The sequence below is a fragment of the Bradyrhizobium sp. CCGUVB23 genome (genome assembly GCF_024199885.1).
Lineage (GTDB): Bacteria > Pseudomonadota > Alphaproteobacteria > Rhizobiales > Xanthobacteraceae > Bradyrhizobium.
Window position 1 is genome coordinate 2,675,301 of the sequence record NZ_JANADQ010000001.1, and the last position, 24,129, is coordinate 2,699,429.

Genomic DNA, 24,129 nt, shown 5'->3' on the forward strand with positions numbered 1-24,129 from the left:
CGGCATCGAGATCCCACCACGCCTTCAGCTGTGATGAGGGATGCAAACTCCGCGCCGGCCCAGGAGTTGTTTCGCAGGATAAGATAAGGTCGGCGCGTACTTGACGCCGTCCACGCCAGGCTGCGCGCACTGTGCTCCCGAGCAAAGGCTGTCGAGGCGTCCTAGACCACTTCTCGCGACTGACCCCTCATCCAAATCCCTGCCCAGCGGTCGGAGACGCCGCGAAGGACTCGGCTTCATTGAATAGAATCAGTCGAGAGCAGCAATGGTCGTGCAGCACAGGCTCACGATGTCATAGACAGGCAGTTTGGCGAGGCGACGGATGGTGGGTGCGACAATCGGAAAGCCCGCGCATTCGAGCAGGATCGCGCCGATCTCCGGGTGTGCCGTGCGAAGGCGCGCAACACATGCTTTCACATCCGATTCGATGCTGGCTACGCTCGTGGGAGGCACCGGACGCTTCAATTCATTGTGCCAGAATTCTCCGCCCTCGATGCCGCCAATGACGATGCGGGCGCGCTGCGCCGCCTCTTCCAGGTCAAGCAGATCTTCCGTCAAATGCGCGGAATCATAAGTGAGCACCGCCATCATTGCGGAGGCAGGCAGCTGGCGCAGCAGTGTCGGAATCAGCAGCAAACTCGACATCACGACAGGAACGTTCACTGCTGCGGCAATCGCCGCTTGATGCCGGACCGAAAAGCCGCAGTTTGAGCTGATCGCGATGGCTCCTCGTGACACGAGTCGTTGTGCTGATTGAACATACGCTCCTTCAAGCGAGGGATCGCCGCGGACGACATTCTCGACCCACGCCCCGGGTACTGTCTCGAAGATCGCTGGTCGTTGAAAAGTGGCGGGATGGCGCAACGATCCGAACGCCGGCGTTGGGCGAGGCATATCCGGTGGCAGGCCACGCTCGAGTTCCAGAATACCAAGAGAGCCGTGGCTCGCCATGCGATGCTCCGAACTGCCGAGAAAAATGTCGCCAACAAAAAGATAGACGGATTCAAAGCCGGAATTTTGCTAAAGAGGCGGGATTGCGCAGAAAACCTGCGTCAATGGTCACATAGCCGCTTGTCTTCACCAGGTCCAAGCCTGAAGGCGCGATTGGCGTCCTTGCCGTTTTGCGCTACCCGTCGGTTCACTCGTAAGTCGCCAAGATCAAGGTCGGATTCTGCTCCGTGGCGAGGCTTCGCGCAGCAATTCGGCGCGATTAGGCAGCATTGGATCTGTGTCCGCACTCTCTATGAAGTAATGTGCAGGTGTCATCAACAGTTCGGTTGCCGAGAGCAAGGCCGACGCATCGTCTGACTGAGGTGACTTGGAAGCTATGAACAAGCAGATGCGTCCCGATACGCAAACGATTTCGTCCGCTCCTTTTTCGCCGCTCAAGAACAGTACGTTTCGTGCGATCTGGTTGGCGGGACTGGTGTCCGGGCTCGGCTGGTTGATCCAAACGGTCGCGATGAGCTGGCTCATGGCGACGATCTCGTCGTCGAACCTGATGGTTGCACTGGTACAAGCCTCGGCAACTCTACCTCCTTTCCTTCTGTCCGTGTTCGCCGGTGCCATCGTCGACAATTTCGACAGGCGCAAGGTCATGTTGACCGCCCGATGCCTGATGACCGTAGCAGGCGGCGCGCTGACCATTGTCGTCGCCCTCGGCTTCCTCAATCCTTGGATTATCCTCGGCTTCAGCTTCCTGGCCGGTTGTGCGATCGCTTTCAACGACCCCGCCTGGCAGGCCTCGGTTGGTGATATCGTAAACAGGCGAGACCTTCCCGCCGCCCTTACACTGACATCTGTCGGCTTCAACACGGTCCGCAGCGTCGGGCCGGCGCTTGGGGGAATCATCCTCGCCTCCTTTGGACCACTTACGGCTTTTGCGCTCTACACGTTATGTCTCCTTGTCCCTTTGCTGGTGGTTTGGCGCTGCAAGTGGCCGGTTCCTACGTCGTCACTGCCGCGAGAGGCTTTGATTACTGCGATTTCGGGGGGCATCCGCTTTGCAATCATGTCGAAGGAGATTACCGCGGCCATAGTTCGCGGAATCCTGTTCGGTGTCGCCGGCATTTCCACGCTCGCGCTATTGCCGTTGGTTGTCCGCGACCATTTGCAGGGTGGGCCAGTCGCATACGGCGCGCTCATGGCCGGGTTCGGCAGCGGTGCCCTGCTGGCCGGCCTGATTTCAGGGCATTTGAGGCAGATGTTGCCGGAGGAGACTCTGCTGAAGCTAGCGTGCATTGCTTGCGGCGCCTGCTCACTCAGCTTAGCACTAACTTCCTCTCTGCTCGTTGCGGCAGCAGCTCTCATGGTCGGCGGAGCCGGATGGGTGATCGGTTGGTCCGGATCGAACATCAGCGTTCAATGGGCGAGCCCGCGCTGGATTGTCGGACGCACCATCGCGCTATACTATGCGCTGACGAATGACGGTATCGCGCTGGGCAGTTGGCTGTGGGGAGCGATGGCGCAGGGCTATTCGCTTGGCTCGGCGCTGGAAGCTTCTTTTGGAGCCCTGTTGCTCGTTGCTGCTCTTGGCTTTTTCCTGCCTATCCACGAGCGCGCCGAAGCCGATTTGGGTCCATCTGAGAGTGATGACATCCCCATCGCGGCTCTTGATCTTGAGCCGCGTAGCGGTCCTATCACGATCAGGATCGAATATGTCATCCCGTGCAGAAACCTCGAGGGCTTTCTGGGGCTCATGCGAGAGCGCCGCCGCGCCCAAAGCCGTATTGGTGCTCGCGGGTGGACGCTATTGCGGAGCCTCCAAGATACGTCGCGCTGGACAGAGACATTCCGAACTGCGACTTGGGCCGACTACTTGCGGCTGAACCATCATTTGAGCGCCGATGATAGGGACCTCAATGAGCGCATCGTCTGTTTGCACGCTGGCGCCCTTCCGCCATCGATCGATTTATGGATAGAGCGGCCGACAGTGCCAGTGCGGAAAAGTGTGCCATTGAGGCCCCTGATCTCTCAGCCATGACTGGAGTTAGCCTTCCGATACATTGGGCTACACAGCGGCTACTGGCGCCGTGCCAACAGCAATCCATCGCTGCATCCGTTCCTCGACCTGCTCCGCGAGCGCTATCCGGACCTCTCGGCTGCGCCAGATGCGGGAACAGACTGATCACCGTTTCGTCGAGCCTTCGCAAAGGTCGATCGGTCGCCATGAATCGCTCGATCGTCGGCGCAATCAGTTTGCCGGGCTCGGTCGACGTTACGCCTCCGCTACGCGCCAAAACCTCAGCATAGACTTTGATATCTCTGGGCACACGGTTTGCCGCTGGGGATCGCGCAGCGCGGCCGCTTCGGAGACATGTATTTGGACAACAGAAGCGCCCGACCGGCGCATCGGCACGTTGGCCTGAGCAGGAGGATAGTCCAAAGCCTTGTGGCCTGACACAAATGGTAGAGCTGCGGTTGGGTTTCAGATGTCAGAGACAGGTGCAATCCCTCCAACAGGTCCGCTTAAAAATGCCCCGCCGTCGTGAGACGGCGGGGCCGTGGCCGCAAGCATAAGCCGCGACCAAGTCTGGGGAGGAAACGCCCCAAGGGGCAGCGACAGCGAACGCCGCAGTTGGCGCTCGCTGTCGCCTAGTTACCGTTCGGCCACTTGGAAAGCCGAACGGATCTCATCGTGACGCCGAAACCCCACGAAAGCTGCTTAAACGTCAACGTCTGATCCGGCTTCACGCCAAGAATGGCGTCGAGGCCCCCGCTGCGGATCCGCCGATGTAGCTCTTTCTCTCGTCCTTTTTCGGAAATTTTTGCGGTCATGCGAGTAGCAGCCCCTCGACCGTCTGACGAAAGCGGCGCGCGATTTGCGGCCGACTGTGATGCTGGCCATTTTCAACAACCTTGCGGCCGCGTGCCCATACGCAATCAACCAACGGGCGTCCGGCGCCGAAAATCCAGCTGTCGAGTATTGCGTCACCCGAGCGACCAGCCAACGCCGTGTTCTCCGCATCAAGGCTGACGATATCGGCGAACGCGCCCACGCTCAGTCCATCTTTGGTCAGGCCGAGCGCCTGCGAACCACCGCGCAGAGCGCTGTCGAACAACGCGCGGCCAGTTGAGTTGGTGTTGGTGGACGACGTGATATTCCGGGCCCTCAGTGCGAGGCGTTGAGAGTATTCCAGTTGCCGTAGTTCATCGGTCAAACCGATCAATACGTTGGAATCCGTTCCGACACCGAAGACCCCACCCTGCTCGATGAATTCCGGTGCATGAAAGGTTCCGTCGCCAAGGTTGGCTTCCGTCACCGGGCATAGCCCGGCCACCGCGCCGCTGTTGGCCATCGCGAGGATTTCCGCCGATGTCGCGTGAGTCGCATGAATAAGACACCAGAGGCGATCGACCGGCGCATGGTCGAACAGCCATTGCAAGGGACGCAGCCCACTCCAGGCAATGCATTCATCGACTTCGCGGGTCTGTTCCGCGACGTGGATATGAATCGGACCGTCTGGAACGAGAGCTATCACCGCATCAAGCTCGTCAGGCGTGACGGCCCGCAGCGAGTGCGGCGCGAGACCGACGATCGCGCCATCCTGTCGCGCCACTGCACGGCGGCAACCGTCCATCAACCGCGAAAACCCGTCGATGCTATTGACGAAACGCCGCTGGCCCGGATCGGGGCTTCGACCGCCAAATCCCGCATGCGCATAAAACACAGGCAAGAGTGTGAGACCGATGCCTGCAATGTCCGTAGCCGAGACGATCCGCTCGGCCAGTTCGGCCGGATTCTTGTAAGGCGCCCCGGAAACATCGTGGTGAATGTAGTGAAACTCTCCGACCCGGGTGAATCCCGCCTCCAGCATTTCGACATAGGCTTGCGCGGCGACGGCCTCGATATCGTCGGCAGTCATGCGTCCGACGAAACGATACATGACGTCGCGCCAGGTCCAGAAACTGTCCGTCGACGCTCCCCTGATCTCGGCCAGACCGGCCATTCCCCGCTGAAAGGCATGGCTGTGCAGATTGCACATGCCCGAGAGCCCGATCCGATGATGCTCATCGCCGGGCTCCGCCGCACCACCACTTCCGACACTAATAATGCGTCCGGCATCGACGGCGATCCTGACGTCGTGCGCCCAGCCCTGGGGCAACAGCGCCGCATCGAAAAACAACCCCGTCATCCTTTATCTCCGCAGTCAGCATCCCCTCTGGACGGACAGAGTTTCATGTTATATGTATAGACAAGTTAGCCATATATGCACATACAAATAGGCGAGATGCAAGCAAGTAACTTTAGCACCGGACTGCAGAGTTCATGACAGCAGTCGATCACATTTGGCACGGATGCCGCCTTGCTACGCTTTCGCCGTCGCGTGAAGGCCTCGGGTTGGTCGATGAAGGGATAATCGCCGCCGCTGGCGGCCGCATCGTCTATGCTGGCCCTGCCTCGGATGCGCCTGGTACGCTCAAGGCCAAGCAACGAACCGATTGCGACGGCCGCTGGATCACACCGGGTTTGATCGACTGTCACACCCATCTGGTTTACGGTAGCAATCGCGCCCGGGAGTTTGAACAGCGCCTCGCTGGCGCAAGCTATGAGGAAATCGCGCGAGCTGGCGGCGGAATAGTCTCGACAGTGGATGCGACGCGCCAGGCCAGCGTCGAGCAATTGGTCGCCGCGACGCGGCCGCGGCTTGACTCATTGATCGCCGAGGGCGTCACGACCATTGAGATCAAATCCGGTTACGGCCTCGAACTCGAGACCGAACGCCGGCAATTGCAGGCCGCGCGACAGCTCGGCGGTGAGCGCGCAATCGCGGTGCGAACCAGCTTTCTCGGCGCTCACACGGTGCCGCCCGAGATGAAGGGTCGCAGTAGCGACTATATTGACAAGATATGCACCACGATGCTGCCGCAGATCGCTGCGGAGGGATTGGCCGATGCGGTCGACGCCTTTTGCGAGGGGATTGCATTTTCGCCCGATGAAACTGCTCGCGTTTTCGCGACAGCACAAGCCTTGGGTCTGCCCGTCAAGCTTCATGCGGACCAATTATCGAACCTTCACGGTGCCTCGCTAGCCGCTCGCTTTGGCGCACTGTCCGCAGACCATCTCGAATATGCCGACGATGACGGCATGGCGGCGATGGCCAAGGCTGGCACCGTCGCCGTGGTTCTGCCCGGCGCGTTTTACTTCATTCGCGAGAAGCAACTGCCGCCGATCGCTGCGATGCGCCAACACGGCGTACGGATCGCACTCGCGACCGACAGCAACCCAGGGACATCACCGCTGACATCGCTGCTTATGGCGATGAATATGGGTGCGACACTATTTCGGTTAACCGTCGAGGAGTGTATCGCCGCTGTAACGAGAGAGGCCGCTCAGGCGCTCGGGCTATCGATTGAGACCGGCAGCCTGGACGCCGGGAAATATTGCGATCTCGCGATCTGGGATATCGAACGACCGGCAGAGCTCGTCTATCGGATGGGCTTCAATCCACTCCACACCCGGGTATGGCGCGGCGCGCCATCACCGCGCGCCTGACGTCTCCAATTGAAGGAATTCAGACCATGACCCGCATTGACAATGCCCGCGTGATCCGTGCCGCGCGCGGCAGTGAGCTTTCCGCCAAATCGTGGCTGACGGAAGCGCCGATGCGGATGCTGATGAACAATCTCGATCCGGACGTGGCGGAAAAGCCGGGCGAGCTCGTGGTCTATGGCGGGATCGGCCGCGCCGCGCGCGACTGGGAAAGTTTCGATCGCATCGTGACGACGCTCAAGCGCCTGGAAGGCGACGAAACGCTGCTGGTCCAGTCCGGCAAGCCGGTCGGCGTGTTTCGCACCCATGCCGACGCGCCGCGCGTTCTGATCGCCAACTCGAACCTGGTGCCGCATTGGGCGAACTGGGAGCATTTCAGCCTACTCGACCGCAAAGGCCTGATGATGTACGGGCAAATGACGGCCGGCTCGTGGATCTACATAGGCAGCCAGGGTATCGTTCAGGGCACCTATGAAACCTTCGTCGAGATGGGTCGGCAGCATTTCGGCGGCGACCTCTCCGGTAAATGGATTCTGACCGCCGGTCTTGGCGGTATGGGCGGCGCGCAACCGCTCGCGGCCGTGCTGGCCGGCGCCTCATGCCTTGCGGTCGAATGCCAGCCGTCGCGCATCGAAATGCGCCTGCGCACGCGCTATCTCGACCGGCAGGCCACCAACCTCGATGAAGCTCTGGCGATCATCGAACAGGCAGCTCGGGATCGTAAGCCGGTGTCGGTTGGGCTGCTCGGAAACGCCGCCGAGATTTTTCCCGAGTTGGTTCGACGCGGCGTACGCCCCGACGCCGTTACCGACCAAACCTCCGCGCACGATCCTGTCAACGGCTATTTGCCAAAGGGCTGGACCACCAGCGAATGGGAGGCACGGCGCGAGACCGATCCGAAAGGCGTAGCCAGCGCTGCGCGCAAATCGATGGCCGAACACGTTCGCGCCATGCTCGATTTTCACCGCATGGGGATTCCGGTTGTCGACTACGGCAACAATATTCGCCAAATGGCGCTTGAAGAGGGGGTCAAGGACGCCTTCGATTTCCCGGGCTTCGTGCCGGCCTACATCAGGCCGCTGTTCTGCCGCGGCATCGGACCTTTTCGTTGGGCGGCTCTGTCCGGCGATCCCGAAGACATCTATCGCACTGATGCCAAGGTGAAGGAGTTGCTGCCCGATAACGCCGCGCTACACCACCGGCTCGATATGGCGCGCGAGCGCGTCGCGTTCCAGGGCCTTCCCGCGCGCATTTGCTGGGTCGGCCTTGGCGACCGTCATCGGTTGGGCCTCGCCTTCAACGAGATGGTAGCACGCGGCGAACTGAAAGCGCCGGTCGTGATCGGGCGCGATCATCTGGATTCCGGCTCGGTTGCTTCGCCTAACCGTGAAACCGAAGCAATGATGGACGGCTCCGACGCCGTGTCGGATTGGCCGCTCCTCAATGCGCTACTTAATTGCGCCAGCGGCGCCACGTGGGTTTCGCTGCATCATGGCGGCGGCGTCGGCATGGGATTCTCGCAGCACTCCGGCATGGTGATCGTCTGCGACGGCACGTCCGAGGCGGCCAGACGGATCGGTCGCGTGCTGTGGAACGATCCGGCCACCGGAGTCATGCGCCATGCAGATGCCGGTTACGACATCGCAATCGATTCAGCGCGAGCAAACAAGCTCGATCTGCCGAGCCTAAGCTGACGGGAGACTGGCCCATTGAACATCATTCGTGCTACCGACCGGACGACAACGCCATGGAAGAATGGCGGGGGCTCGACCACGGAGATCGCAGCGGAACCAGCCGGCGCATCGCTAGATACATTCGACTGGCGCATCAGCATGGCGCAGATCGCGGTAGATGGGCCCTTCTCCGAATTTTTAGGAATTGACCGCACTTTGTCTGTCGTGAAGGGAATTGGGCTGTCGCTAAAGATCGGCGACAATGCCCCGGTGACGTTGGATCGCAGATCTGGCGCGATCAGTTTTGCCGGAGAACTCGCAACGTCAGCACAACTCACCTCGGGCGAGATCACCGACCTTAACGTTATGACGCGGCGACAACGCTTCAGTCATCGCGTGCGGCGCGTCTGGGAACCAGCCTCTCACGACTTCGACGGTGCTGATATCGCCGTCGTCCTTTCGCTCAACGAAGGCATGAAGGTAACCACGGAAAAAGCCGCTGCCACGTTAGGTCCGGGCGATGCAGCCATTTTGCTTCGTCCAAATGACGTTCGATTTCGAATGGTGCCGAGAGTTTCGAGCGTCTGCTATCTGGTGTTACTGTATAAAAAGCCGAACCTGCCTTACGCCGACCGCGCCAAAGATTGATCGAGAGCCTTCACCGCCTGATAAACTACCGCCGTACCAGCGGCAATGGCTTCACGATCCGCCCATTCCTCTGGCGCGTGGCTCTTGCCACCGCGACATGGCACGAAAACCATCGCGGACGGACAGATCCGGCTCATGAACGCCGCATCGTGACCGGCTCCGCTTGGCAGATCGGTGTCGGCGAGGCCTAAATCGCTTGCCCCCCGGCGCAGGGCAGAACGCAGATGGGCGTCGCAGGCAACTGGTTTGCTGTCGGACAACGTGGTAAAGGAGGCGCGCGTGACCCGGGCGGCAGCAGCGTGCTCTGCGCTCTCTTGCTCGATGATCTCAACGAAACGCCTTGTCAATGTTGGTTCCGTTGTCCGCGCGTCGATAACAAGACGGCACTGTCCCGGCACGATGTTTGATGCCGAAGGATCGACCGTTAAGATGCCAACAGTTGCGACGAAGTAACCTTCCTCAGCGGCAAGTTGTTCTGCTGCTCGCCGGACGGAGACAACCGTGTTTGAAGCAGCCACGAGTGCGTCGTGACGTAGCTCCATTGGCGTGGTGCCGGCATGATCGGCCTCGCCTTGAAATACTATCTCGATCCGGCGGATTCCGACGATGGAGGTAACAATGCCGACATCGAGCAACCGGGATTCGAGCACGATGCCCTGCTCGATATGCAGCTCCAGAAAAGCGCGGATATCGTTGCGTCTCGCCTGAGCGAGGCGATCAGGATCGCCTCCGACGCGCCGCAATGCGTCGCAAAGCTTCTCTCCTCCTGGTTCAGTGAGATCAAGCATCTTGCCTTCAAGTGCTCCTGTCATGCCGCGGCTACCCACGCATGAGAGGCCGTATTCGCTCGGCTCTTCAGCGAGAAAATCGATGATCTCGATCGTATGATTCAATCGCGTGTTCGTTTCGCGCAGAGCACGAATGATTTCGAGTCCTGCCGCCACACCGGCGATGCCATCGAACCGCCCGCCGGCCGGTACGGTATCGCAGTGCGATCCGATCGCAATCACACCAAGTGTGGGATGTCGGCCCTCGATCCGGCCGATCAGATTGCCGGCCGCATCGATCCGCGTGGAAAGACCAGCTTCAACGAACCGCTGTGTCAGCCAGGCTCGACCTTCCAGAAACAGCGCAGTGAACGAACGTCGTGTATAGGGACGCGCCGGGTCGGTGATTTCCGCAAGCGACATCACATCGGCCCAGAGCCGAGCCGCGTTGATTGGGAGATTCGTCCGTGAAGTGGGCTGTTGAAAGTGCGTTGGCATAGAAGACTTCAGGCCTTTGCGTGCGAAACCTCGAGCCAATATGTATATACTATATATGAATATCGTATAATCAAAAAATACTAACGATTGCGTGTTTCCAGCAGGAAGCTTGGGCGCCGGGCCGTAAACCAATTCCCTCGACGCACATGCCAGTCTAAGGCTAAACGAATGCCCATTTTGGGCTAAACGAATAACCCACTTGGACTAAGCTTTTTGCAGCCTTGAAATCGAGACGATTGAATGAAGAAGCCGCGCGGGGACACAATTCACCCCCATCCCAAAGCCCCACGAAATCCTGCGCTACCTATTCATCTCGAGATACAGCTGGATATTGAGGGCAAGATCGAGAGAGGCGAGTGGCGGCCTGGCGACCGGGTGCCGGTCGAGCAGGAACTGACCAAGGTCTACAATTGCTCGCGAATGACTGTGAGCAAGGCGCTATCCAGGCTCTCGGCGTCCGGGTTGCTGGTGCGCAAGCGGCGCAGCGGCACTTTTGTCGCAATGCCTCGGCTGGCCGAGCCCCTACTCACCATTCCGGACATTCGAGCGGAGGTTCTGTCGACTGACCGAACCTACAGCTTCAATATCCTCGGTCGCACGATCCGAACGGTCACCGACCTCACCGACGCGAATCACCTTGGAGTTCCTCTGCGAAGTCAGATGCTCTGCTTCGATGTCATGCACTATGCCGACTCGTTGCCCTTCGCGCTCGAGGCACGGCAGATCAATCTCCGTGTGGTACCCAGCGCGGCTGACGAGACCTTCGAGAAGATATCGCCCGGCGAGTGGCTTGTGGCTAATCTCGCATGGTCTGAAGGAGAACATTCTTTACGAGCCATTTCAGCAGACGAGATCCTTGCGCGGCAGTTGAAGATACCCGTCGGCACGGCTTGCTTTTCAGTTGCGCGCCGCACGTGGCTTAACGGGGAGCTCATCACTTTCGTGCGGCTGGTTTATCCTGGTGAACGGCACCGTTTCGTCCTGCGGTTCGGCCCTGGAGGGCCTCCCCCGCAAAATCCGGCTTCTTGAGCCTGATCGATTACCCCAACGACCTGGCTGTATTCCAGCCACGTAGCATCGTCGTATTTGATCAACTAGAAGCCCGCTGCTTTCACGCCGGGCTTCTAATCTTCTTGCGAGGATCAAAAGTTACGCCTTAGGCGAAGGTCGGCGATGTAGGCGTCAGCTGACTTGAACAGGGCGTTGCCAGCGGCGACCGTAGAATCCGAGACTGTGATGTGGCGGTATTCAAAGTCCGTGTAGATCGCCAAGCTCTGGTTGCCGAATGGAGTCCACTTGATCTGAGTCCCGAGTTCGAAAGCCTTGTAGTTGAGCGGACCGGCGGTGTTCTGGTTGCTATATACATAATACGACGGCACAAGATCGAACTCGATTGTCGGTGTGATATGCGCTTCGAGAGCCGAAGCAATAGTCCACTCTCTGGACAGTTGCAGGACACCGTTAGCAACCGCCGCGTCAGCGCCAAGATCGGCGCTAGCAAAGGTCCCTAGCCCCTGGTAGCCCCAAGAATAGGCCAAACCTGTCGCGCCAACGGCGTACGCGGCTTGAACACCCCACTTGGACCCGGGTCCGAACAACGGAACGTTGAAGTTCACGCCGGCCTGAACGCCATAACCGTTCCCGCTGCAGGGTCCGGTGCTGCAGAGAACGTTCCCCAAGCTCGTGCTAGAGGTCTCATAGAGCTGGTGGTAGCCGACCGAGAGCTGGGCCGCGCCCCAAGCCTGCGAGACTTTCAGCGCCCCGATTATGTCGGGAATATCCAAACCGCCGTAGGCGAACGAAAGTCCGCTCTTGCGAGATACGGTTAAGCCGCCAGCGGTGGCGTTCGACTTCTGGGTGCCACCGGTGGTCGGGTCTTCGACCGAGACCGTAGCAGTGAAGCCGTTGCCGAGTTGGGCGGTGTAGGCGAACTGGTTGACCCAGTATTCGCTGAAGGCTTCGAACTGGAAGAATATGTTGGTGTTGATCAGGAAGTTATATTGAGTTTCGTCGCGACCGACGTGAAAGCCAGCAAGGTCAATGAAGGCTTTGTCGAACGTAAACGTGGGGACGCCCGTGATCGAACCGGCGGGGCTGTTGACATTGCCAACGTTGGAGTTCGTTCCGAAGTCGCCGCGGAATTCCAAGTAGGATCGCAGCACCCCCCAATCGGTAGCCGTGCGGGCATCGAACTGGAAGTCTGCGCGCACGGTTTCAGCAACTTGGTTCTTCGCTTGGACACTCTGGCCGAGCTTGAGACCGCTGTTGATGACGCCGATGTCAGAACCACGCGTCGTATTGCCCGTATATGAGTCGGAACGTGCAAACCCGCCAATCCTGAGGCAGGTACCGCCCACCCCGGCCAAACCCGGGAGGCTCGGAACGTAGATAAAGTTGGGACCGTATTCCTTACAAATCTTCACGTAGTCGACCGGGATTTTGACGGGCAGATCACCGGCCTGAGCGCCGGTAGCCGTTGAGACGATCGTAGCGATTACGGCCAGGGAACCGAGTGCGACCCTCTTTTGCTTTTTGATCGCAACCGCAGAGTCTCGAAGATTTAGATAGCTCATGCCTACTCCCCCTTTTGAATGTGATCTGAACAAACTCCGGTGCGCATATCCCCCGCGACCGGGTCTATTGGTGCATACAATTGGGATGTTTTGTCTATGACAAATATGTCACAGCCTCGCCTTAATTTTGGTAATTTTCATGCATTGACAAAATGAATGAATATATACATTTGGGTTGCGAATGCCGTTCGTTCGCTTCCAGGAGATCCAATGTCATCACCAGAAACACTCGAGTTTCGCGCCCCCAGCGTGGACTTGTCGTTCCGCGCCAGATTGCTCGCGGACGAAAACCCTGACGTCGTCCAGCAAGTGCTCGCCCAGCTTCCACTGCAAAGCGTGCTTGGCCATGTTGTCGTCTCCGGAGAGGCGATTTGGATGCCGACCCGGATCGTGCATCTTGGTCGAAGCAACATGGTCGTACGCCACCCCGGCGCGGTCTATCTCTACGCTCCCGGCCAGACGATCTGCCTTACCTACGGCCGCATCACCGAGAGTGCGAAGGTCAACAAATTCGGTGAGGTCTTCGAAAGCGATCTGCCGATCCTGCAAAAGCTCGGCGAGCTCGTTTACGAACAGACTGTCGCCCAGCCACGCCGCAACATCGTCGAAATCAACGTCCGGAGGGCTTCATAATGTCCGCAATCACGAAGTTCGAAGGCGATTGGCGGGAAGCCAAGAAGCTTATCGAAAAGGAAATCGACCGGGTGTGGTTCAACGAGCCCGAAGAGATTCAGAAAATCCGCTGGGGCGTCATCGATAGCGGCGCCGGAAGCGGTGAGCAGTCATTTTCGGTGCTCGTGCACCTTGAAGCATATCTAATGCTGGTCGGCGCCGACGTGATGTATCGCTTTCTGAAAATCTCCCAGTACGACGATATGGAGCTTTCAACCCTCAACCGGTTATCGCGCGAATTTCTGACGGGCACGTTCAACGTTTTCGAGTTCATGACCGACCTGGGGATTACCCACATGCACGAGATCGGCCAGATGTACTCCGACGCACTCGACACCCTGACAACCAAGGAAGAGTACGTCGAATTAACGGGGGCCATGATGACGTATGTGATCCGCATGCATCGCTGGATCCACTACATCTTTCCGTGGAATCTGGGCGTAGCCTTCCCTCACCGCAAACCGGCGGAGGTCCTCAGCTTTGCTGCTGTAGCGGCCAACGCCTGAACACGCATGAAGCTGTAAAACTGATTGCGTGGCAAAGCCGCAGTTTGGGGCTTTGCCACGCCCTGAGAATAAAATATACGGCCCCTTGCTTCTTGAATATATTGATACATGAGCAATGGGGCCGAGTCGCATGAAGCGAGACAACAAGCAGGTTTCCGAGGCAGGAGCCCCACTCCAGGGCAATCAAGTGAGCGACCGTCAGGCGATCCAGGCGGAGCTCGATCGCCGGACTGAGGGGCAACGATTGACACCCGCCCAGCGACGCATCGCTCAATGTCTCACCGAGCGCAGCGGAGAGATCGGCTTTCTTTCCAGCATGGAATTAGCTGAATTCGCCAATGTCAGCCAACCCTCGGTAACACGATTTGCGATGGCACTCGGCTTCGACGGCTACCTTGAAATGCGAAAATATCTGCGCGCCGTGGTTGCCACTGACGAGACGGCCTCCAGTGCACAGACCAACCGCTATCAAGCTGCTGCCCTCGCTGAACTCGCGAACCTCTCAGAGCTTGCACAGTCGCTCATCAATGAATCCGAGATCGACCGGATCGGCAAGGTGCTCGCCGGTTCTCGTCCCCTGGCAGTGCTTGGCTTGCGGGCCTCCGCCGGCCTTGCTTGTCAGTTCGGCTTCTACGCCTCGAAAGTGCATCCCGACGTGCGCGTAATTGAGAGTGGCGGGTCGATGGTAGAAGATCAGCTTGAGCAATGTGTTTCGGCCGGCGGTCGCACGCTTTTGGCCTTCATGTTGCCGCTGTATCCAAAAGAGACCGTTCGAGCGCTGGAATTTGCGCGTCAGATCGGCATGCACATCGTGCTTATTTCCGACGCCAGCTACGGTGACCATCAGAAGCTTGCGGATATGCTGCTGAAGGCGCGAGTCAGCACTCGATTAGTCTTCGATTCTCATGCTGCGTTCGCCGCGTTGGTCTCGGTGCTGTTGGACGCCATGTGCAACAACATGAATGGCGAGGCCCAAAAGCGCCTTGAACAGATCGATTACTCGTCGAAGAAGCGGAAGGTCTTTGCGTCCTAGTTGCGACAAGACCTGATTTTCGCTGGTTCCTGTCTGGAATTTCCATTGCGCAACGGCTCGAGTCCATTGGCGCACTCTCCTCAGGAGCGCAGCAAGAAATTTGTGAATTGAAAATTACATTCTATTGATGTATTGAATTTTCCATACATAGGGAATATGGCATAATTCCTGACGGAGGGGGAGGGAATGGCGTAATGCGTGAATCAGAACGTCCGAGCCTAGTGCTATGCTCCGGCTTCGCCAGTGCATCAAAGCATGCCCTGTTCTGTGCCCGAATTCAGTATCAGGGCGGGTGGCCGAATTGATCCAACTCGGACCTCTAGGCTTGCTCGGATTTGGGCCCAACGGTTGGGGTGGCATCCTCTTAATTGGGGCTAGCGTAACTCTAGCTGCGGCAGCTTGCGGCCTTCTGGTTGCGGCTCTCTTTGGGGCTCTCGGTGCCCGTGCGAAGCTGACAGGCGGCCGATCTGCGGTGCTGGCCGCTGAGGCCTATACGACGGCCTTGCGAGGTGTTCCTGACCTGCTCGTTATCTACCTGCTTTACTTTGGCAGCAGTTCGGTCCTCACCGGCGTCGCCGGATTTTTCAACCAACCGGGATTTCTTGCGCTGCCGGGCTTTTTCGCAGGCGTTCTGGCGCTCGGCGTTGTTGGCGGAGCTCAAATGACCGAAGTCTTCCGCGGCGCTTTCCTCACGGTGAAGCCAGGGCAAATCGAGGCCGCCAAAGCCTGTGGGATGAGCACGCCGCTGCGCTTTAGGCGAATAATCGTTCCACTCACAATGCGCTATGCGCTTCCCGGAATCGGTAACGTCTGGATTGGCCTTCTGAAAGGATCATCGCTTCTGTCCGCCACCGGCGTCGCAGAATTGATGCGACAGGCCCAAGTCGCAGCTGGCTCAACTCGACTACCGTTTGATTTCTATCTGGCCGCTGCTGGAATCTATATCGCGCTCGCGGTCTCATCTGGCTTCGTGTTTCAGGCAGCCGAACGATATTATTCGCGGGGCTTTGCGAGGGCATGACGGACCTTCGCTTCATCGCAGAGACAATTCTCAGCCTGCTTAGTGGCGTTCCCCTCACGCTGCAACTCTCGGCACTCGCCAATATCGGCGGCATCCTCTTAGGCTTCGTTATCGCCAGCATGCGGCTTTCTGGTACCGCCGCTCTCTATGCACCAGCCTGGCTTTACATTCAGATTATTCGCAGCACGCCCCTGCTGGTGCTGATGTTTCTGATCTATTATGGACTCAGCCAATTCACCGCCATTCGCACGAGCCTGCTGTGGCCGGTGCTGCGCGAACCGTATTGGTGCGCGGTGCTGGCCCTCGTGATCAACAGCTCAGGGTACGCGGCCGAGATCATTCGCGGCGGCCTGCTGTCAGTTGGGCGCAATGAAATAGAAGCCGCTCGTGCTTGCGGAATGTCTGGCAGGCTCCTTCTCCGCCGGATCATCATCCCACTCGCCGTTCGTCAGGCATTGCCAGCCTACAGCAACGAAATGGTGGCAATGGTGAAGGCGACGTCGCTTGCCTCCCTCGTCACGTTGATGGATGTCACCGGCATCGCGACCTCGATCGCATCGTCAACCTACCGACCGATCGCAGTGTTTGTGGCAGCGGGAGTGATCTATCTTACCATCAATGGCGTGTTGGCTCGCGCGGTCAAAGTTCTCGAGTATCGCCTGACGCCACACCTACGACAGGCTGATACGCCACCGCCTCTCCCGCCCAAATCGATCCTGGAGCATTCCTGACATGACGACGGCGGTGCGACTTGAAAACATTCACAAGCGTTTTGGTGGGCTTGAGGTTCTGCGCGGTATCACGCTCGAAGCGAGGGAAGGCGAAGTCGTCTCCATCTTGGGGTCATCAGGCTCCGGCAAATCGACGATGCTGAGATGCATCAACATGCTGGAAATTCCGAGCGAGGGAACGGTTTGGGTGGCGGGAGAAGAGGTGAAATTTGGCCGTTCCCGTGGCGGAGCGTCGCGAAGCGTTGACCCGGCTCAGGTCGACCGGTTGCGTTCCCGCATTGGGATGGTGTTTCAGAGCTTCAATCTCTGGCCGCACATGACCATTCTCCAAAACATCATCGAAGCGCCTATCCACGTTCTTAAACGTCCACGTTCCGAATGCGTCGACGAAGCCCGCATCCTTCTCGAAAAAGTGGGCATTGCAGACAAAGCAAATCAGTATCCCGCACATCTATCAGGCGGACAGCAACAGCGCGCCGCAATTGCACGCGCGCTCGCCATGCGCCCGAACCTCATGCTGTTCGACGAGCCCACATCAGCACTCGATCCTGAACTTGTGGGCGGCGTGCTGCGCGTCATGCGCTCTCTGGCCGAAGAAGGTCGAACGATGCTTGTCGTCACGCACGAGATGAGTTTCGCGCGTGATGTCTCAAGCAGGGTCATTTTTCTGCACCAGGGCACCGTCGAGGCTGACGGCAAGCCCGAAGAGATCTTCACGCAGAGCAATTCGCCTCGCTTCCAACAATTTCTGGGCAGGTGAACGCAGCAGCCGACTGATCATTCGACCTTCGAAACGGGAAACACATCATGACGCGCAACAAAGTCATCGCTACCACCTTAATCGCACTAGCCGCGGCAGGCACGGTCGAGGCTCAGGATCGTAAATGGACCGAAGTCCGCATAGTCACCGAAGGAGGTTTCCTACCCTGGAACTATACCAAACCCGACGGCACGCTCGCTGGATTCGAAATCGAACTCGCAAATGATCTCTGCCGAAGAATGCAGGTCAAGTGCACGATCACCGCGCAATCGTTCGACAGTCTGATCCCGGCACTCAATGCGGGAAAGTTCGATGCAATCATCGATGATGTCGCCATCACGGCGAAACGCGAGGAGGTTATTGCTTTCTCTAGGCCATATGCGTCGCTCTGCTACACTTTTGCGACCTCCAGCGACAGCGACCTCGCAAGTAAGCTTCAGGCCGACGATCGCATCATTCCCCTTGCCAACGAGGCTGCCGTGGCAAGCGCCCTGGAGCCCCTGAAAACGGCATTCAAAGACAAGACGCTGGGCACACTATCAGCCGGCACCTCAGTCGCTTTCGTCGAAGCCTATCTCAAGGGAGTCGCCCAGACGCGGCAATACAAGACGCCAGAAGCGCGTGACCTTGACCTCGTCTCCGGCCGGGTCGATGTCATCGTAGGGTCTAAGGACGCTCTGCTGGCAGCCTCAGCCCAACAGGGCAAAGACTCCATGAAAATCGTCGGCCCTTGTTTTCAGGGCGGCGTGGTAGGCAAAGGCGCTGGCATAGGCCTTCGCAAGCAGGACGCCGACCTCAAGGCCATGTTCGATAAGGCAATCGCTGAAGCGCTGGAAGACGGGACAATCAAGAAGCTGTCGATGCCGATCTTTGGCATGGATGTGACGCCCCAATAGCGCACCAAATCCCCAAGAACAGGCCATTCTGTTCGCTACGAATTACCAGGTACAAGACCAATGTTGGACAAGGTTGATGGGCTGCCGACCGTGCGGGTCGGCGTCGACTCAGGCGGAACTTTCACCGATGTTTGCATTTACGACACTGGGAAGAAGTACATCAGCATCTGGAAAGTCAGCAGCACGCCCCAGGACCCGTCTGTTGGAATTGCCGGCGGGATCGAACAGGGGCTGCTAGCCTATCGAGAGGCCACCAACGCGAAACCGGTGGTGGAATATGTTGGCCACGGGACAACCGTGGCCACCAACGCGCTGATCGTCGGGCGGGGTGCAGAAACCGGAATGATCACAACAGCGGGGTTTCGCGATGTCCTCGAGCTAAGACGACAGAAGCGCGACGCCCTCTACGATCTGCAAACGGAAAAGCCCCCCATCCTCGCAAGGCGCGACAGGCGCCTCGAGGTCAAAGAGCGCGTGCTGTTCGACGGCCGCATCCTTGTCCCGTTGGCGGAAGAGGAAGTCCGGACCGCCGCGCGGAAACTTCGAAGTGAAGGTGTCAAGGCAATCGCGGTATGCTGCCTGTTCAGCTTCATCGACGCGCGCCACGAACAGACTATCAAGCGTATTGTTCTTGAGGAATTTCCAGAGGCATTCCTGAGCGTTTCGCACGAGGTCGCGCCTGAGTTTCGAGAGTACGAACGTTTCTCCACGACCGTGGTGAACGCCTATCTCGGGCCGGTAATGCGCCAATACTTGCAACGGTTGGAGCCGCGCCTCGAAGAGCTTGGCATCTCTGTCGAACCGCACCTCACGCAGTCGAACGGCGGAGTCATCTCGGCCGAGACGGCGCAAAACTTTCCAGTGCGCACCGTTCTCTCGGGCCCCGCCGCCGGCGTGACCGGTGCAACCGCAATCGGCAGCCTTAGCGGCTTCGAGGACCTCATCACGTTTGATATGGGAGGCACCTCCACTGACGTGTCACTGATCCAGCAAGGTCGGGCGCAGACTTCAAACGAAGCCGTCGTCCACGGTTATCCTCTCAAAGTACCAATGCTCGACATCTATGCCGTGGGTGCTGGTGGCGGCTCGATCGCATATGTCGATGCCGGCGGAATGCTGCAGGTTGGGCCGCGTAGCGCTTCCGCTGTCCCTGGACCGATCTGCTACAATCAGGGCAATGACGACGAACCGACCGTCACGGATGCAAATGTCGTTCTGCAGATCCTGAATCCAACCCATTTGCTCGATGGTCGTCTGCCCATCGACCAGGCCAAAGCGAAGCAAGCGATCGCGACCCTTGGTGCGAAGCTTGGCTTGGATACAATGGCGACTGCGCAGGGCATCATCAGCGTTGTTGTGGCAAACATGGCAAAGGCTATTCGCGTCATCTCGGTGGAGCGCGGATACGATCCACGGGAATATACTCTGTTTGCGTTCGGTGGTGCCGGCCCCATCCATGCGACACGGCTTGCTCGCGCATTAGACATGCGCCGTGTCGTGATTCCGAAATTCCCAGGAGTGATGTGCGCTCTCGGGTTGCTACTGACCGATCTTCGCACCAGCCTTTCGACGACGAAAATGCAAGAATTGGCAGAGGATTGCGGTGGAGATATCGCGCGGGGATTAGTGGATCTAGAACAGCGTGCGGAGGCTTGGTTCGAGGCCGAGAGTATCGCCCAGGAAGACCGGAAGGTCGTCCGATCGGTCGATTTGCGATATGGCGGGCAGGGCTACGAAATTAACATTGGCCTTCCGGAAGGCGAGATCGACGCCAAGGTTGTTGCTGCCCTTCGGTCCGATTTCAAGTCCGCTCATCAACGGCTCTATGGCTATGTCTCCGAAGGCGAGCCAATTCACATAACAACGATCCGCCTTGAGTTGACCGGACGAGTTGCCAAGGTCGAGCTTAAGCCACACCCTGCGGTTACAACGAGCGTCTCCCAGGCATTGAAAGCCTATAGGCAGGTCTGGCTCCCGGAAGTGGGAGGGTTTGTCGACTGTCCGCTTTATGATCGAGATCGCCTCGGTCCGGAGCATGTGATCCAGGGCCCGGCCATCATCGACCAATTCGATTCAACGACGCTTGTTCTTCCGGGGCAATCCGCGAATGTGGATCCTTATCTCAATCTGATTATCGAGGAAAACGATGCGTAAAAAAATCGCCGCGCGGTCGCGGACGGGAAATGCCTCTGTTGATCCAATCACCGTCGCAGTCATTTCGAGTGCGTTGTCGACTATCGCCGAAGAAATGGGCAAAACGGTTATTCGATCGGCCTATTCGACGAACATCAAGGAACGGCAAGATTGCTCGACTGTCGTCTTCGACGCAAAGGGCGAGACGTTGGCGCTTGCCGAGCATATTCCGATCCATCTCGGATCGCTGATCGGCATCGCATCCTACGTGTTGGAGCATTGCGATTTGTCCGACCTCCAGCCGGGCGATGCTTTCATTGGAAACGACGCCTACACGGGTGGGGGAACTCATCTAAACGATTTCGTCCTCATGGAGCCGGTCTTTTACGACGGAGATCTTGTCGCGTGGGTCGCCAACCTCGCACATCACTCAGATTTCGTGGATCGAAGCCACGCTCATATCTATCAGGAGGGATTGCGGATACCGCCCGTCAGGCTCTATCGGAGCGGGAAGCTGCAAGGGGACATTCAGAATTTGATCCTCCTGAATTGCCAGGTCCCACGCGAGCGTATCAACGATCTGCGAGCGCAGATGGCCGCAAACCATCTCGGCGTACGGCGATATCAAGGCCTCTGCGACAAATACGGGCCCGAGGTCGTCGCGACCGCTGCCCATGAAGCGCTCGACTCCACCGAGCGCAGAACGCGGGCCGGCATCGCGCTCATTCCGGACGGATCCTACAGTTTTGAACATCGGTTCGACACCAATCTGATTGACGAGGTCGTTAATCTCAAAGTTGTCGTTACGGTGCGCAGCGACGAGATTTTCTTTGATTTTCCCGGCGCGCCACCGCAAATGCCTGCACCTATCAACATGGTCCGTACGGCACTTTTGGCGACGGTCTATTTTGCGGTGAAGGCGCTGATCGATCCCGACATCCCCGTCAACGGCGGGTTCTATCGCCCGATCCATGTGACAGCTCCGGTCAATAGCGTCCTTAATGCTTCGGCGCCTGCAGCGGTCTACAGCCGGACCGATTTTGCTAGCCGTCTGGTCGACATGATCTTTGCCGCGTTGGCATCAACTCTGCCTGAGCGCGTGGCTGCGGGCTCGACCGGAGGAACTCTCCTCACCACCAGCGGCTTCCATCCGAGAACGGGGCGCTTCTACGTCTACAATGAAATGCACGGCGGCGGCATGGGCGCACGCTCAAGCAAGGATGGCCTCGACGGCGTTCAGGTCAACACCACGAATTCTGCTAATCTCCCGATCGAAGCACTTGAGATCGAACACCCCATCTTGATTGACAGCTACGAGCTCGTTCGCGACTCCGGTGGCCCGGGACAGTTTCGGGGGGGCATGACAATTCGGCGGCAGGCAAGGATCATCGACCACGATGCAACGATCTCTGCAGGCGGAACCAATAGTATTATCCCGCCTTTCGGTATCCTCGGTGGCCATCCGGGCACCGTCGCTCGAGTGGAGCTCTCGCCGGGCGCTTCCGAGCTTCACAAACGCTCCGGCCACCTCGATGCTAATCAATGGGTGGGCATGGTAGCGGCGGGGGGTGGCGGCTATGGCGATCCGAAGCGCCGAGAACGCGCGTCGGTATTGCGCGACTTGCGCGAGGAGCGGATTTCAAGGTCCGCGGCCATCGAAATCTACGGACTAGATGCCGGCGAGATTCCTGCGGATCTGGCGGGCTAAGCGTCCGAGGCGACTTCAACGGCGAACTGCGGCCGCACTTCAACTAACTCATTCGCGGCCCGACATCAGGCCCACAACACCCTGCTCGAAATTGGGCCGCTGCTTTCGGCTCTCGGCAGTGTTCTGACGTCAGAGTCGGTCGCAATAATTGGACCATCTCGAAATCGCTTTGCCTGTTCACTCCACTGAGCCCGATTTTGCGATCCACCACCGCGGGTTTTCCCCCGCGTGTCGGTTCCCACGCATCCCTCGATCGATATTGTATAGACAATAAATACAATATAAATATACATAACGAATGTGAGCTATGGGCAATCCCGCTGCTGACCTTTGGATGGCTTGTCGATCGAGACGATTGTCCTGTCCAGTTTTCGGCGCCTGTTCGTTTGCTTCGCGCGATAAAGGAAAAGATCAATGCCGATTACACTTTCTCCAGGCTCAGTTTCTCTTCGAGACCTAGAGGCGATTTTCTGGTCGGCGGTACCGGTTAAGCTCGATCGGGCGTCCGATAGCCCGATGCAGAATGCACGCCAACGCATCGTGGACATCTCGACCGGTAACCTACCTGTCTATGGCGTGAATACCGGTTTTGGAAAGCTCGCTTCGGTCAAGATCGATACAGAGGATCTGGCCACACTTCAGCGTAATCTCATTCTGTCGCACTGCTGTGGGATGGGCTCTCCCCTCCCCGACAATGTTGTGCGCCTGATCATGGCGCTGAAACTCATATCGCTCGGGCGCGGCGCATCCGGCGTTCGCTTGGAGATCGTCCGTTTGCTCGAAGACATGATCACGACCGGTATCATGCCGATCATCCCTGAAAAGGGATCGGTGGGGGCCTCAGGCGACCTAGCGCCGCTTGCCCATATGACTGCGGTAATGATGGGACATGGCGAAGCGTTGTTTCGGGGCAAAACTATGCCCGGGCATGACGCACTCACGCAGGCCGGCCTGACGCCATTAGTGCTCGAAGCGAAGGAAGGCTTGGCGCTGATCAATGGTACACAGGCTTCAACGGCCCTCGCCCTCGCAGGGCTCTTCCGCGCCCACCGCGCACTTCAATCGGTGCTGATCACTGGAGCTCTATCAACCGACGCGGCAATGGGATCGTCTGCGCCCTTCCATCCGGAAATTCATGACCTTCGAGGTCACAAAGGTCAAGTTGACACGGCCCGAAGCCTTCGCCGTTTGCTCGAAGGATCAGCAATCCGCGAAAGCCACATCGATGGCGACGAACGTGTACAAGATCCCTATAGTATTCGTTGTCAGCCTCAGGTGGTTGGCGCCTGCCTAGATCAATTGCGCATGGCTGCCCATACGCTCGAGGTCGAGGCAAACGCTGTAACGGACAATCCGCTGGTGCTGAGTGATGGATCAGTTGTCTCCGGCGGCAACTTCCATGCCGAGCCAGTTGCTCTGGCCGCCGATCAGATCGCAATCGCCATTTGTGAAATAGGTGCGATCGCGCAGCGGCGTATTGCAACGCTTGTTGATCCAGCGCTCAATTGGGGTCTTCCCGCCTTTCTTACCCCAAAGCCTGGCTTAAACTCCGGTTTCATGATCGCCGAAGTTACCTCGGCCGCGCTGATGTCGGAAAACAAGCAGATGTCTCATCCGGCTTCGGTCGACTCGACCCCAACGTCAGCCAATCAGGAAGACCATGTTTCCATGGCATGCCATGGCGCCCGTCGTCTCTTGCGGATGACCGATAATCTCTTTGGGATCGTGGGCATTGAGGCTCTGGTTGGCGTCCAGGGCACCGAACTACGCGCTCCATTGAAAACGAGTGATGAACTTCAGAAGGTTATCACCGCGGTTCGGCAGAGGGTGAGCTTTTTGCATACAGATCGGTTCATGGCACCGGATCTCTCCAGTGCGGCAACAATGGTCCACAGGGGAGAGATCTGTTCATCGGTATCTGATGGCATACTGCCGAATCTCTGAATTGATGCCACCGGTTTATTCGAGTAAAGCGCCCAGCGTGTCAGCATCTTGAGATCAGCCACCCGCCCGAAGG

The 24,129-nt window shown here is 58.3% G+C and carries 19 protein-coding genes and 1 pseudogene; 15 read left to right on the top strand and 5 right to left on the bottom strand.

Going from position 1 to position 24,129, the window contains the following annotated elements; all coding sequences use genetic code 11:
• Positions 1-249: 249 nt before the first annotated feature.
• Complete coding sequence (locus NLN62_RS12205; RefSeq protein ID WP_254108943.1) at positions 250-951, bottom strand: hypothetical protein; 702 nt, start codon at positions 949-951, stop codon at positions 250-252.
• Positions 952-1,327: 376 nt separating this feature from the next.
• Here NLN62_RS12205 and NLN62_RS12210 point away from each other — a divergent pair, with 376 nt between their 5' ends.
• On the top strand, positions 1,328-2,983 hold the full coding sequence (locus NLN62_RS12210) for an MFS transporter (RefSeq protein ID WP_254108944.1): 1,656 nt from the start codon (positions 1,328-1,330) through the stop codon (positions 2,981-2,983).
• Positions 2,984-3,206: 223 nt separating this feature from the next.
• Here NLN62_RS12210 and NLN62_RS12215 read toward each other — a convergent pair.
• Positions 3,207-3,272 (bottom strand): annotated as a pseudogene (locus NLN62_RS12215) (hypothetical protein); the annotation flags it as partial.
• Between the two features lie 501 nt (positions 3,273-3,773).
• Positions 3,774-5,135: a formimidoylglutamate deiminase gene (locus NLN62_RS12220; protein WP_254108945.1), complete on the bottom strand. Its 1,362-nt coding sequence runs from the start codon at positions 5,133-5,135 to the stop codon at positions 3,774-3,776.
• Between the two features lie 134 nt (positions 5,136-5,269).
• Between NLN62_RS12220 and hutI the strand changes: the two genes are divergently transcribed.
• The 3 genes from hutI to NLN62_RS12235 are packed head-to-tail and all read left to right on the top strand — an operon-like array spanning position 5,270 to position 8,814.
• Positions 5,270-6,496 (top strand): imidazolonepropionase, encoded by a 1,227-nt coding sequence (hutI, locus tag NLN62_RS12225; RefSeq protein ID WP_254108946.1) that lies wholly within the window; start codon positions 5,270-5,272, stop codon positions 6,494-6,496.
• Positions 6,497-6,522: 26 nt separating this feature from the next.
• Positions 6,523-8,187 carry a urocanate hydratase gene (hutU, locus tag NLN62_RS12230; protein ID WP_254108947.1) on the top strand — a complete coding sequence of 555 codons (1,665 nt, stop codon included), beginning with the start codon at positions 6,523-6,525 and terminating at the stop codon, positions 8,185-8,187.
• Between the two features lie 15 nt (positions 8,188-8,202).
• The gene (locus NLN62_RS12235) at positions 8,203-8,814 is read left to right on the top strand and encodes a HutD family protein (protein WP_254108948.1); all 612 of its coding nucleotides are present in this window, start codon (positions 8,203-8,205) and stop codon (positions 8,812-8,814) included.
• Here NLN62_RS12235 and NLN62_RS12240 read toward each other — a convergent pair.
• Entirely contained in the window at positions 8,790-10,079 is a 1,290-nt protein-coding gene (locus tag NLN62_RS12240; protein WP_256575914.1) for a Zn-dependent hydrolase, read from the bottom strand. The genes NLN62_RS12235 and NLN62_RS12240 overlap by 25 nt on opposite strands.
• Positions 10,080-10,319: 240 nt before the next feature.
• On the opposite strand from NLN62_RS12240, the gene NLN62_RS12245 reads away from it, so the two are divergent.
• The gene (locus tag NLN62_RS12245) at positions 10,320-11,108 is read left to right on the top strand and encodes a UTRA domain-containing protein (protein ID WP_254108950.1); all 789 of its coding nucleotides are present in this window, start codon (positions 10,320-10,322) and stop codon (positions 11,106-11,108) included.
• Between the two features lie 113 nt (positions 11,109-11,221).
• Here NLN62_RS12245 and NLN62_RS12250 read toward each other — a convergent pair whose 3' ends face one another.
• On the bottom strand, positions 11,222-12,652 hold the full coding sequence (locus NLN62_RS12250; protein ID WP_254108951.1) for a porin: 1,431 nt from the start codon (positions 12,650-12,652) through the stop codon (positions 11,222-11,224).
• A gap of 210 nt (positions 12,653-12,862) precedes the next feature.
• Between NLN62_RS12250 and NLN62_RS12255 the strand changes: the two genes are divergently transcribed.
• The 10 genes from NLN62_RS12255 to hutH all read left to right on the top strand — a co-directional run bounded on the left by NLN62_RS12255 (position 12,863) and on the right by hutH (position 24,056).
• Positions 12,863-13,285, top strand: coding sequence for a DUF3830 family protein (locus NLN62_RS12255; protein WP_254108952.1), 423 nt, complete (start codon positions 12,863-12,865; stop codon positions 13,283-13,285).
• Positions 13,285-13,830 carry a hypothetical protein gene (locus tag NLN62_RS12260; RefSeq protein WP_254108953.1) on the top strand — a complete coding sequence of 182 codons (546 nt, stop codon included), beginning with the start codon at positions 13,285-13,287 and terminating at the stop codon, positions 13,828-13,830. The genes NLN62_RS12255 and NLN62_RS12260 overlap by 1 nt, the downstream gene beginning before the upstream one ends.
• A 130-nt stretch (positions 13,831-13,960) precedes the next feature.
• Positions 13,961-14,863: a MurR/RpiR family transcriptional regulator gene (locus NLN62_RS12265; RefSeq protein ID WP_254108954.1), complete on the top strand. Its 903-nt coding sequence runs from the start codon at positions 13,961-13,963 to the stop codon at positions 14,861-14,863.
• 226 nt (positions 14,864-15,089) lie between these two features.
• Positions 15,090-15,884, top strand: a complete 795-nt coding sequence (locus tag NLN62_RS12270; RefSeq protein WP_371932978.1) for an ABC transporter permease — start codon at positions 15,090-15,092, stop codon at positions 15,882-15,884.
• Positions 15,881-16,615 carry an ABC transporter permease gene (locus NLN62_RS12275; protein WP_254108955.1) on the top strand — a complete coding sequence of 245 codons (735 nt, stop codon included), beginning with the start codon at positions 15,881-15,883 and terminating at the stop codon, positions 16,613-16,615. The genes NLN62_RS12270 and NLN62_RS12275 overlap by 4 nt, the downstream gene beginning before the upstream one ends.
• A 1-nt stretch (position 16,616) precedes the next feature.
• Positions 16,617-17,375 carry an ABC transporter ATP-binding protein gene (locus NLN62_RS12280; RefSeq protein WP_254108956.1) on the top strand — a complete coding sequence of 253 codons (759 nt, stop codon included), beginning with the start codon at positions 16,617-16,619 and terminating at the stop codon, positions 17,373-17,375.
• A 47-nt stretch (positions 17,376-17,422) separates the two neighbouring features.
• Entirely contained in the window at positions 17,423-18,271 is an 849-nt protein-coding gene (locus NLN62_RS12285; RefSeq protein ID WP_254108957.1) for a transporter substrate-binding domain-containing protein, read from the top strand.
• A gap of 60 nt (positions 18,272-18,331) precedes the next feature.
• A complete protein-coding gene (locus NLN62_RS12290; RefSeq protein ID WP_254108958.1) occupies positions 18,332-20,425 on the top strand; it encodes a hydantoinase/oxoprolinase family protein in 2,094 nt (697 codons plus the stop codon).
• The gene (locus tag NLN62_RS12295; protein WP_254108959.1) at positions 20,418-22,112 is read left to right on the top strand and encodes a hydantoinase B/oxoprolinase family protein; all 1,695 of its coding nucleotides are present in this window, start codon (positions 20,418-20,420) and stop codon (positions 22,110-22,112) included. Before NLN62_RS12290 ends, NLN62_RS12295 begins: the two co-directional genes overlap by 8 nt.
• A gap of 414 nt (positions 22,113-22,526) precedes the next feature.
• Positions 22,527-24,056: a histidine ammonia-lyase gene (hutH, locus tag NLN62_RS12300; protein WP_254108960.1), complete on the top strand. Its 1,530-nt coding sequence runs from the start codon at positions 22,527-22,529 to the stop codon at positions 24,054-24,056.
• Positions 24,057-24,129 lie beyond the last annotated feature (73 nt).